The 10524-nt window shown below is 71.2% G+C and carries 10 protein-coding genes and 1 rRNA gene; 7 read left to right on the top strand and 4 right to left on the bottom strand.

Translation table 11 applies throughout. The features are described from left to right. From rrf to ABZX96_RS28285, 7 genes are all read left to right on the top strand, one after another. Positions 1-75 (top strand): 5S ribosomal RNA (gene rrf, locus ABZX96_RS28315); the annotation flags it as partial. A 90-nt stretch (positions 76-165) separates the two neighbouring features. Next, positions 166-1344: an acetoin utilization protein AcuC gene (locus ABZX96_RS28310; RefSeq protein ID WP_355549819.1), complete on the top strand. Its 1179-nt coding sequence runs from the start codon at positions 166-168 to the stop codon at positions 1342-1344. Between the two features lie 139 nt (positions 1345-1483). Beyond that, on the top strand, positions 1484-2320 hold the full coding sequence (locus ABZX96_RS28305) for a phosphatase (protein WP_355549828.1): 837 nt from the start codon (positions 1484-1486) through the stop codon (positions 2318-2320). Between the two features lie 128 nt (positions 2321-2448). After that, positions 2449-2658, top strand: coding sequence for a helix-turn-helix domain-containing protein (locus ABZX96_RS28300; protein ID WP_051831566.1), 210 nt, complete (start codon positions 2449-2451; stop codon positions 2656-2658). 120 nt (positions 2659-2778) lie between these two features. After that, entirely contained in the window at positions 2779-2877 is a 99-nt protein-coding gene (locus ABZX96_RS28295; RefSeq protein WP_003948845.1) for an AURKAIP1/COX24 domain-containing protein, read from the top strand. A 582-nt stretch (positions 2878-3459) separates the two neighbouring features. Then, positions 3460-4509, top strand: coding sequence for an NAD-dependent epimerase/dehydratase family protein (locus ABZX96_RS28290; protein WP_355549817.1), 1050 nt, complete (start codon positions 3460-3462; stop codon positions 4507-4509). 14 nt (positions 4510-4523) lie between these two features. Then, on the top strand, positions 4524-5513 hold the full coding sequence (locus ABZX96_RS28285) for a lysophospholipid acyltransferase family protein (RefSeq protein ID WP_355549815.1): 990 nt from the start codon (positions 4524-4526) through the stop codon (positions 5511-5513). A gap of 132 nt (positions 5514-5645) precedes the next feature. On the opposite strand, the gene ABZX96_RS28280 is transcribed toward ABZX96_RS28285, so the two are convergent. From ABZX96_RS28280 to ABZX96_RS28265, 4 genes are all read right to left on the bottom strand, one after another. Beyond that, positions 5646-6863 carry a DUF5667 domain-containing protein gene (locus ABZX96_RS28280; RefSeq protein ID WP_355549813.1) on the bottom strand — a complete coding sequence of 406 codons (1218 nt, stop codon included), beginning with the start codon at positions 6861-6863 and terminating at the stop codon, positions 5646-5648. Between the two features lie 233 nt (positions 6864-7096). Next, positions 7097-7876 carry an ECF subfamily RNA polymerase sigma factor, BldN family gene (locus ABZX96_RS28275; protein WP_355549811.1) on the bottom strand — a complete coding sequence of 260 codons (780 nt, stop codon included), beginning with the start codon at positions 7874-7876 and terminating at the stop codon, positions 7097-7099. Between the two features lie 579 nt (positions 7877-8455). After that, the gene (locus tag ABZX96_RS28270; protein WP_355549809.1) at positions 8456-9436 is read right to left on the bottom strand and encodes an HAD-IB family hydrolase; all 981 of its coding nucleotides are present in this window, start codon (positions 9434-9436) and stop codon (positions 8456-8458) included. Between the two features lie 344 nt (positions 9437-9780). Next, entirely contained in the window at positions 9781-10059 is a 279-nt protein-coding gene (locus ABZX96_RS28265; protein ID WP_355549807.1) for a glutaredoxin family protein, read from the bottom strand. Positions 10060-10524: the final 465 nt, after the last annotated feature.

The raw sequence follows: 10524 nt of genomic DNA, 5'->3' as shown, positions 1-10524 counted from the left end.
AACCCGGAAGCTAAGCCTTTCAGCGCCGATGGTACTGCAGAGGGGACTTTGTGGGAGAGTAGGACGCCGCCGAACAATTTTTGAAGAAAGCCCCGCCGGGCAACCGGCGGGGCTTTCTTGTATTTGTGCGGTCATCACCGCGGTGGGCCCGATACGGTGACGCCCATGAGCGGCCACGCACAACTGATGTGGGACGAGGCGGTGACGGGTTACGACTTCGGCCCGGGCCACCCGATGGATCCCGTACGCCTTGCCCTGACGATGCGCCTGGTGGAGGCGTACGGCCTGCACCAAGGGCCCATGGAGGTGGTGGCGGCCCCGCCGGCCGGGGACTCCACCTTGCGGTTGGTGCACCGGGCGGACTACATCGAGGCGGTCCGCCGGGCCTCCGCCGATCCGAAGGCAGCCGCTGAGACTTCGTACGGACTGGGCACCGCGGACGTTCCGGCGTTCACCGGCATGCACAGCGCCTCGGCACTGATCGCGGGGCAATCGGTCGGAGCCGCGGAAGCGGTCTGGCGGGGGGATGCCCTGCACGCCGTGAATTTTGCCGGCGGCCTCCACCACGCGATGCCGGGCGGGGCCTCCGGTTTCTGCGTCTACAACGACGCCGCGCTGGCCATCGCCCGGCTGCTGGAACTGGGGGCGTCACGGGTCGCGTACGTCGACGTGGACGTCCACCACGGGGACGGCGTCCAGGCGGCCTTCTGGGACGACCCGCGCGTGCTGACCATCTCCCTGCACGAGCACCCACGCACTCTTTTCCCCCAGACCGGCTGGCCCGAGGAGACCGGTGGCGAGCGCGCCCGGGGAAGCGCGGTCAATGTGGCGCTGCCGGCCGGCACGGTCGACGAGGGCTGGCTGCGTGCCTTCCACGCGGTGGTTCCGGAGCTGCTGGGGGCCTTCCAGCCGGACGTCCTCGTCACCCAGCACGGCGCGGACACCCACTTCGAGGACCCGCTCGCCCATCTGGCCGTCAGTGTGGACGCGCAGCGCTCGGTCGCGGCCACCTGCCACGACCTCGCCCACGCCTACGCGGAAGGCCGCTGGATGGCGCTCGGCGGGGGCGGGTACGCGGTGGTGGACGTCGTTCCGCGCAGCTGGACCCACCTCGTCGGCATCGCCGCCGGTCGCCCGATCGACCCGGGCGCGGCGACGCCCGAGGACTGGCGGCACGAGGTCTACCGGCGCACCCGGCAGTCGGCCCCGCGGCGGATGACGGACGGCCGCGAGGCCCACTGGCGGGACTTCTCGGACGGCGGGTACGACCCGGCGGACCGCGTCGACCAGGCGGTGCTGGCGACGCGCCGAGCCGTCTTCCCGGCCCACGGCCTGCTCCCGTAGACGATCGGCAGCAGCCCTTCGCGGTCGGCCCGCAACGCGCGAAGCAGGAACCACCGCCAGCCCCATGGAGCCCGCGCAACCCCCACGGATGTGTGACTACCAGCCGGTTCGTGCGGAAACCCGGCTGCCGCGGGCCACCATGGGCCGCGTGCGAGGCACGGAGACAGACCACGAGGCGCTGCGCGCGCACCTGGTCGCGTCGCGGCTGGCCGGCCGGATCGCCACCGCGCGTGAGAAGAGCCTGATGCGGTACCGGCTGTTCGCGGCGGGCGACCCGCGTGTCCGGATCGGCCTGGAGCCGGACGGGGAGTGGCGGACGAGTGAAGTGTTGCGGTTGATGGGTGACAAGTGCGGGGTTTCAGTCGATCCAGGCCACATTTCCGGCCCGGATGTGATTGATCCCGACCGTACGATCGCGGGCCTGGAGATGTTCGCGGAGCGTGTCGGCGCGGCGGCGGCGCGGCGGGCCCCCGTGCTCCTCGGGACCGGTCACCCGCACCGTCTCCTCGGCTTCTACGCCGCATTGGCGGACGCCTTGTCGGCGGCGGGATGCCCCGTCCTCACACCGGCGTATGGCGAATGTGTCGACATAGCGACCCGATTCGGGGTACGCACGTACAACCTTGTCTACGTACGGGGAGTCGCGCTGATGCGCGAACCAGGCGTGCGGCGCACCCCGAACGAGCCCGGCGTGCACACGCACTCCCCCCTCCCGGTTCGTACCGCCCTCGACGCCGCCGCAGACGCTCCAGGCCCTCTTCCCGAGCTGGTCATCGGGGACCACGGCTGGGTCTGCGGAGCAGGTCAGCTGGGCTTTGAGGCCATCGGCCTGGCGGATACGGACGATCCGGCGCTGTTCGTCGGACAGGCCGAGGGGCGGGTGTCCGCCGTAGTTCCGCTTGATGACGCTGTGCGGTCTGATTACTACCGACCGCTTACTCGCTATGTACTCAATCGAGCGTGTCTGTCACAGTAGGCGGTCGATCGCTGCTCCTCTTCCCCACTCGCATCACCCGCCCCTAACCTGGGGAGTGAGCGCACAGCGACGGGGAGTCACCGGAGGGGAAGCCGGTGCCCGTCATGTGCGGAAGGTTCAGGTGTGTCATGGCTGCAGAGCAAAGGCCTCTGAATGAGGTCGTGTTCCTTACCGTGGCCGAAGTTGCCACGGTCATGCGAGTGTCGAAGATGACCGTGTACCGCTTGGTGCACAGTGGTCATCTGCCCGCGATCCGAGTGGGGAGGTCGTTCAGGGTTCCGGAGCAAGCGGTGCACGACTACCTCCGTGAGTCCTATGTGGGGGTGGAGTCGGCCTGATGAGCCCGGGCGGGACCCTCGGATTACGCCGTTGGCTCATCGCCGGGTAGGCTGGCCCGATGTAGGTAGTGTGGGCTCGGACGCCCCGCACCGAGTGATTCGAAGTGAGCGAGGGTAGTCGTGGGCTCTGTTATCAAGAAGCGGCGCAAGCGGATGGCCAAGAAGAAGCACCGCAAGCTGCTCAAGCGCACCCGTGTTCAGCGTCGCAACAAGAAGTAAGCGGCACTGATCGCGACTTCGCAGCCCCTCACCGCCTTGGCGCGGTGAGGGGCTGCGGTGCGTTTACGGGCGGGCCGAGAGGCCGGGGGAGGCCGGCCCGGAAAGCCACCCGGGGCCGCACTCGGTGGGCGGCAGATCGGGGCCGCGTTTCTCCCGCCCCGGACCACCGCCCCGCCGAAACGCTCCTTCGCACCCCGGGAAACGGTTCGTCACGCCCACGAAGCCGACCATCAGCCGGACTCTCCTTGGCACCCCCGCCCCGCCCGAGCCGCGCAGCCCCCACGGCCCCCGCGAACAGACGGCCGAGATCCACCGGCAAACGAAGGCCAAGGCTTGAAATGTCGCTCAGCGCAGCACGCGGTCATCACAGCGCAACAACGAGCGGATAGCGTGGCGGCCACAGCCCGGCCCGGCGAAAGCAGGAGCGGAAGCCAGAGCGCAGCCACGCGCGAGAGCGAAGGCACCCGCGCGAGCGAAAGCGAAGGCCCGCACGAAAGCGAAAGCGCGTGCGGGAGCGAATGCCGGGGCGAGGGCGAGAACGAGAACAAGGCTGAGGGCAAGGGCGAGAAAGAAGGGCTGATCTTGGGCAAGGTCGTGCTCGTCACCGGAGTCGCACGCCAGCTTGGGGGCCGGTTCGTACGACGTATCCAGCGCGACCCCGATGTCGATCGGGTGATCGGCGTCGACGCGGAACCGCCGGAACACCATTTGGGCGGCGCGGAATTCCTCCGGGCCGACATACGGCAACCAGCCATTGCCAAGGTCCTCGCCGAGACCGGTGTGGACACCGTCGTCCACATGGACATCAACGGCACGCCCCTGGGCCACCGCGGCAGCCGCGGGTCCGTCAAGGAAGTCAACGTCATAGGGACGATGCAGCTCCTCGGCGCCTGTCAGAAGGCACCGAAGCTCAAGCGCCTGGTGGTGAAGTCCAGCGCCAACGTGTACGGCTCCGCGCCGCGCGACCCCGCGGTCTTCGATGAGACCACGGCGCCGAAGTCGCTGCCCAGCGGCGGATTCGCCAAGGACGCGGTGGAGGTCGAGGGCTACGTCCGCGGTTTCGCCCGGCGCCGGCCGGACGTGGCGGTGTGCGTGCTGCGGTTCGCCAACATCCTCGGGCCGTGCGCGGACTCCCCGCTCGCCGAGTACTTCTCGCTGCCCGTCCTGCCCACGGTCTTCGGCTACGACCCGCGGCTCCAGTTCGTGCACGAGGACGACGCGATCGAGGCGCTGCGGATGGCCGCCTCCACTCCGCGGCGCGGCACGCTCAACAGCGGCACGTTCAACATCGCGGGCGACGGCGCCGTCCTGCTCTCCCAGTGCTCGCGGCGGCTGGGGCGGCCCACGCTGCCGCTGTTCCTGCCCACCGTCACCTGGGCGGGCTCGGTGCTGCGCGCGCTGGGCATCACCGACTTCTCGCCGGAGCAGATCCGGATGCTCACGCACGGGCGGGTCGTCCAGACCACGCAGATGCGCGAGACACTGGGTTTCCACCCGAAATACACCACGGCGGAGACGTTCGCGGAGTTCACCCGCAGCCGCGTCCCCGGACTGCTGCCCCCCGAGGCGCTCGCCCGTACCGTCGACCGGCTCGCCGCGCTGCTCCCCGCGCACGGCGGCCCGACCCAGTGAGGAGTTCACCCACGATGGCGGACGCCAAGGTCATTCCCTTCGGCGACGAGCCCCGGTCGCGGTCGAAGGTCGGGCGGTTGGGGCGTTCGCGGCGCGGCGCCGGGCTGGCGCCCGTCCCGCCGGCGCGCCGGGAGGCCCCGGAGCCCCCGCGCCCGGAGCCGCGGCCGTCCTGGGAGCAGCGGCTCGCGGGCGGGCTGAGCTTCCTGCGCCGTCGCCTCACCGGCGAGTACGAGGTCGACGACTTCGGTTACGACGAGGAGCTGACCGACCAGGTCCTGATGTCGTTGCTGCGGCCGTTCTTCGAGAAGTACTTCCGGGTGGAGGTGAAGGGCGTCGAGAACATCCCGTCCGAGGGCGGGGCGCTGATCGTCGCCAACCATTCGGGAACGTTGCCGTTGGACGGGCTGATGCTCCAGGTGGCCGTGCACGACCGGCACCCCGCCGGGCGGCACCTGCGGCTGCTCGCCGCCGACCTGGTGTTCGTCCTGCCGGTGATCAACGAACTGGCCCGGAAGGCCGGGCACACCCTGGCCTGCGCGGAGGACGCGCAGCGGCTGCTGGAGCGCGGCGAGGTCGTCGGGGTGATGCCGGAGGGGTTCAAGGGGATCGGGAAGCCCTTCGCGGACCGCTACAAGCTCCAGCGCTTCGGTCGCGGCGGCTTCGTCTCCACGGCGCTGCGGGCCGGGGTGCCGATCGTGCCGTGCTCGATCGTGGGCGCGGAGGAGATCTACCCGATGATCGGGAACGCGAAGACCCTGGCGCGGGTGCTGGGCTTCCCGTACTTCCCGATCACGCCGACGTTCCCCTGGCTGGGGCCGCTGGGGGCGGTGCCGCTGCCGACCAAGTGGACGATCCAGTTCGGCGAGCCGATCCCGACGGACGGGTATCCGCCGGAGGCGGCGGACGACCCGATGCTGATGTTCAACCTGACGGACCAGGTGCGCGAAACGATTCAGCACACGCTGTACACCCTGCTGGTGCAGCGCCGGTCGGTCTTCTTCTGACGCGCCCTCGGGAACGGCCGGGTACGCCGACGGGCCGGAGGCACCTCGCCTCCGGCCCGTTTCCAACGTCCCGATCAGCTGTCTCCAACGTCCCGATCAACCGTCTCGGACGTCCCGATCAGCCGTCCGTGCTCAGGGCTTCTTCTGGCCGTCGATGCCCAGATTCGGCAGCAGCTCCGGGAACAGCGGCGGGAGCGTCACATCGGGCTGGGGCAGGGTCGGCTCGTCGCCGCCCTTGCCGTCGTCCGAGCCGGCCGGGGTGCTGTGCTCGGTCGGGGGATCGAGCAGCCCGCCCGTGCCGCCGCCGAGTAGCCCATCGTCCTGGGACGGCGACGAGCCGGACGGCCGCGGCCGGTGCGCGTCGCGGGCCGGGCCGTGGGAGGCGGGTGTGCTGCCGGCCGGGTGCGGGCGCGTCGAGCGGTCCGCCGCGCCGCGCGGTGTCGCGGCGTGTCCCGCGCCGTGGCTCGTGGCACCCTCCGGGTGCTCGGGCAGCAGGGGACGCAGCGGGTCGACCTCTTCGTCCATCGCGTCCATGACCGAGCTGACGTCGTCGCGCACGTCCGTGAGCTGCTCCGGGAGGCGGTCGCGCAGGCGCGTCCAGCTGCCGCGGTGGGACCGGGTGAAGGAGTTCAGCGCCTGGATGGGGCCGAGCGAGCCGTCCCGCTCGTACTCGTTGTGCAGCAGGCGGTGGCCCTCGGAGGCGTCCTGCTTGACGCCGGAGAGCGCCCGGCGGACCTCGGCCAGCGATTCGTGGTCGAGGTCGCCGGCGCGGGTGCGCTCCATGAGGCGGTTCGCCTCCTGGAGGCGCGTGGAGGCCTGGTCGAGCAGGAGACGGCCGCGGGCGGAGTCGTCGTCGGCCAGGTTGAGCTTGAGGTCCTCCATGCCGCGCTTGAGCCCGTACAGCGAGTCGCCGGGGAGGGCGTCCGAGCTGGCGGCGGCCACTCCGCCGAAGGCGCCGGCCGCCACGCCGACCGTCAGCCCGCCCGCGGCGAGCCCCTTGGTCAGGCGGGACCTGGGGCGGAGCCGACCGAGCGTCCGGGCGGCGCGGTGCGCGCCGCGGGCCGCGCGCTGCTGGGGGACGCGGGCGCCGCCGTCGGGGGCGCCGCCCTCGGCGAAGGCGGCCTCCATCGCGGCGAGGAGCTGAGCCCGCTGGACGGTCTTGACCTCGATGTCCAGCTCGGGCCTCGGGAGCTGTGCGAGGCCGTCGGCGACCGCCAGCATCCTCGCCCCCGCGGGCGCTTCCGCCGGTGTGCCGTCCTGGGCCTCGGCCACTTCGCCGTGGGCGTCCTGGTCCTCCAGAGCCTGGGCGAAGGCGGTGGCCCTCCGGTGCACCGATACGTTCGCGATCACGGTCGGCACCATCCTCTCGTCATCCCTCGTGACTCCCGGGACTGGCTTGACTATCCAGATGGGTCGGAAGGTTGCACGCCTCGTTCGTATCCACTCGAAGGAGTGAGATCGTGCGAGCGGGGCGTGACCACAGGGAGCCTGCATCCCGCTCAACGAGTGGCGCGGCACTTGGGTTACGCGCTCACCATGAGCACACCGGACGGCCGGTCACGGTCATGTTCGATCGTGTTCGGTCAGCGGGCATCGTCCGGGAGCAGCCGGGCCAGGGTGCGCACCGCACGATACTGGAGGGTTTTGATCGCGCCCTCGTTCTTCCCCATGACGCGCGCTGTCTCGGCGACCGACAGCCCCTGGAGGAACCGCAGCGTGACGCACTCCTGCTGTTGGGGGTTGAGCTTGCGTACCGCCTCCAGCAGCGCGGCGTTCGAGAGCGATTCCAGGACGGAGTCCTCGGGGCTGCGCTCGACCTCATTGGCGTCGAGCATCTCGCCGGTGGTGACTTCCAGGCGGAAACGGGAGGACTTGAAGTGGTCGGCGACCAGATTGCGGGCGATGGTGACGAGCCAGGCGCCGAAGTCCCGGCCCTGCCAGGTGAAGGTGCCGATGCGGCGCAGGGCACGGAGGAAGGTCTCGCTGGTGAGGTCCTCGGCCGTGGCCCGGCCGCCGACGCGGTAGTAGATGTAGCGGTAGACCGTGTCGGCGTACTGGTCGTAGAGGCGGCCGAAGGCTTCGGCCTCGCCCGACTGGGCGCGTTCGACGAGGTCCATCATGCGACGGCTGTCGCTGTCGGCGGGGCGCCGGGCGGCGGGCGCGCCGGCGCGCCGCGTTCTGCCGCCGGTCTTGCTGCCCACCGCGGCGCTCCCGTCGGCCAGGGCGTAGCAGGGGCCGGCGGGGACGGCCGCGGCGAATGCGGGGGCGGCGTGCGCCGCGGGGACAAAACCGCGCAGGTGGGCGACGAGTGCCGTACGCAGCGTAGCCAGGCCCGAGGCGTCAACCCCGACGTGTGGGTACACGGGACTCCCAGAGGCAGAGCTTTCATCACGTGCAGTGCGGGACCCATTCACTCGTCGTAGGGACGTGTGGGTACCGGTTTGCGTCTGAGGAGAATAACGCTTCGTATAGGCAGCGCTACACCCAGTTGCTCAAATCGTCGATTACTTCCGGTTAGGTATGGATTGATGTCCGATCAAGTATCGGATGGAGTGCAGGTTTTGATCGGAAAGCAGGGCGATTTGCCAGGTTGCGGGGCGTGTTGTGGCGTACTGAAAGCAACGCGACTGGCGGGGGCGAATGCGGGGTAGCCGACCGTGATCGGGCGTGGTCGTCCCAGGGGTGAACGGCCGCCGCGGCGGTGACGGAAAGTCAGCGGAGCGTTCGGCGCCGGTGGTGGGGGTGGCGGACCGCGCGCCTGTGCGTCGACGCGGTGCCGGGCGCCGGGTCGCGCGCGCGGCACGGAGGCCGGCCGCGCCGAGGCGGGCGGACGGCCGGCGGGGGTTTCGCCAGGGCGGGTGCCGCGGGCGGGCCGGACCCGATCGTGCGGGCGGGTCCGGCCGCGCGTGTCGGCGGCCCCGGTGGGCTCTGGGGCGCCCGGTTCAGCGGCGGCGGCGCTGGACGGCGACCGCCGCGGCGGCGCCGCCCGCCAGCGCCCCCACCCCGGCCGCGGCCGGGATGCCGATCCGGGCGGCCTTGCGGCCCGTCCGGTAGTCGCGCAGCCGCCAGCCCTGTTCGCGGGCGTGCTTGCGCAGGCGGCTGTCGGGGTTGATGGCGTGCGGGTGGCCGACCAGGGAGAGCATCGGGATGTCGTTGGCGGAGTCGCTGTACGCGGCGCAGCGGGACAGGTCCAGCCCCTCGGCGGCGGCCAGCGCCCGGACGGCCTCGGCCTTGGCGGGCCCGTGCAGCGGCTCGCCCACCAGCCGGCCCGTGTAGACGCCGCCCACCGATTCCGCGACGGTGCCCAGCGCGCCGGTCAGGCCCAGGCGGCGGGCGATGATCGTCGCGGTCTCGACCGGGGCCGCGGTGACCAGCCAGACCTTCTGCCCGGCGTCCAGGTGGGCCTGGGCCAGGGCGCGGGTGCCCGGCCAGACGCGCTCGGCCATGTACTCGTCGTAGATCTCCTCGCCGATGGTCATCAGCTCGGAGACGCGGTGGCCCTGCACGATGGACAGCGCGCTGTTGCGGACGTCCTGCATGTGCTCGGGGTTCTCCGAGCCCGCCAGCCGGAAGTAGATCTGCTGCCAGGCGAAGCGCAGGAGGTCGCGCTTGTGGAAGAAGTGGCGCTTGTAGAGGCCGCGGCCGAAGTGGAAGAGGGCGGCGCCCTGCATGACGGTGTTGTCGAGGTCGAAGAACGCCGCGGCGGCGACGTCGCCGATGACCGGGAACTCCGGTTCCTCGCCGGCCCGCTCCTCGGCGGGTGGCGCCTCCTGCGAGGTCTTGCGCGCGGCCTCGGCCGCGGCCTCGCCGGCCAGCACGCTGCGCGCGGTGGCGGCCCGCCGGCGGCGGGGCAACCACCCCGTCGGGACGGACCGGCTGAGGGGACTCCTGCCGGGACGGTGGTCGGGCGACGGATGGGCCATGCAGCTAGCCTAGCCAGTCCGTTCGGTGCTTCCGGTTACGGCCGTATGTCCGGGACGCCTGGAGGAGCCGACGGTTCGGTGACGGCTGTGGCGGGGCCCGGGGTGGACCGGGGAGGCGAGGGCCGGACGGGTCCGTTTCCCGGCCGGTCGGGGCCTTGAGCGGGCCGCCGGGTGGTCGTACGGACGCGGTGGATCGTCGCTGTTACGGACGCGGTGGATCGCCGCCGTCGCGGACGGGGCGGGGTCGCCGCCGTTGCGCGTGAGCGGGCAAGCGGGCGAGCGGGCCGCCGTCGACGCGAACGCTGTGGATGGCCGCCGTGAAGGACGGGCGCGCGTCCGGGGCCTCAGGCCCCCAGGGCCTTGCGCAGGCGCTGCGGATCCACGCGCCAGAAGTCGTGCTGGGCGCCGTCCACCAGGACGACCGGGATCTGTTCCCAGTACTTGTGGTGGAGTTCCGCGTCCTGGGTGATGTCCTTCTTCTCCCAGGAGGCGCCGGTCTCGGCGCAGACCTTCTCGATCACTTCCTGGGCGGTGTCGCACAGGTGGCAGCCGGGTTTGCCGATGAGGGTGACGAGGCGGTCGGCGGGGTTCTTGCGCGGGCCGCGGCCGAAGAGGGGAGCCATGCCCGCCATTGTGCATCTGGGTCTTCAGGGGGACGGGCGCCCGCCCGCTCGAACGGTACGGACGTCCGTACGATGCCGGGGCCTCGTCCATCGGAGCGGTGGGGCGGCGCCCCCGAGGGAGCTCGACCGGCCGCCGGCCCCGCGCGGCCATGATCCGGACGGCGGAAAAGGGCCTGCCCGGCCCTCAGGTGTGGCCGGGTGCGCACTGCACAAGGGTTCGGGTAAGGGGCGCGGTCGCTTACCATCGATGGGCGATTTGTAGGTGTCCGGGGGCATAACGGTGAGGAGTGAGGGCGCGTGCTCCCGTCAGCGCACCTCCGTTATCAGAGTGAAATGTGTGAACGGTGTGATGCGGGAGTTGGTTCCACGAACTGCCGCAAAAGCCGCGTGACACCGGTCACTTTGCCGGGACAAAGCGGACACCATCTTTGTGCACGCGTTCACAAAGGCATAGCCTGCGTTCGA

Origin of the sequence: Streptomyces sp. NPDC003077 (genome assembly GCF_040611095.1) — a bacterium.
Classification (GTDB): Bacteria; Actinomycetota; Actinomycetes; order Streptomycetales; family Streptomycetaceae; genus Streptomyces.
This window is presented reverse-complemented; position numbering and strand designations above follow the sequence as displayed.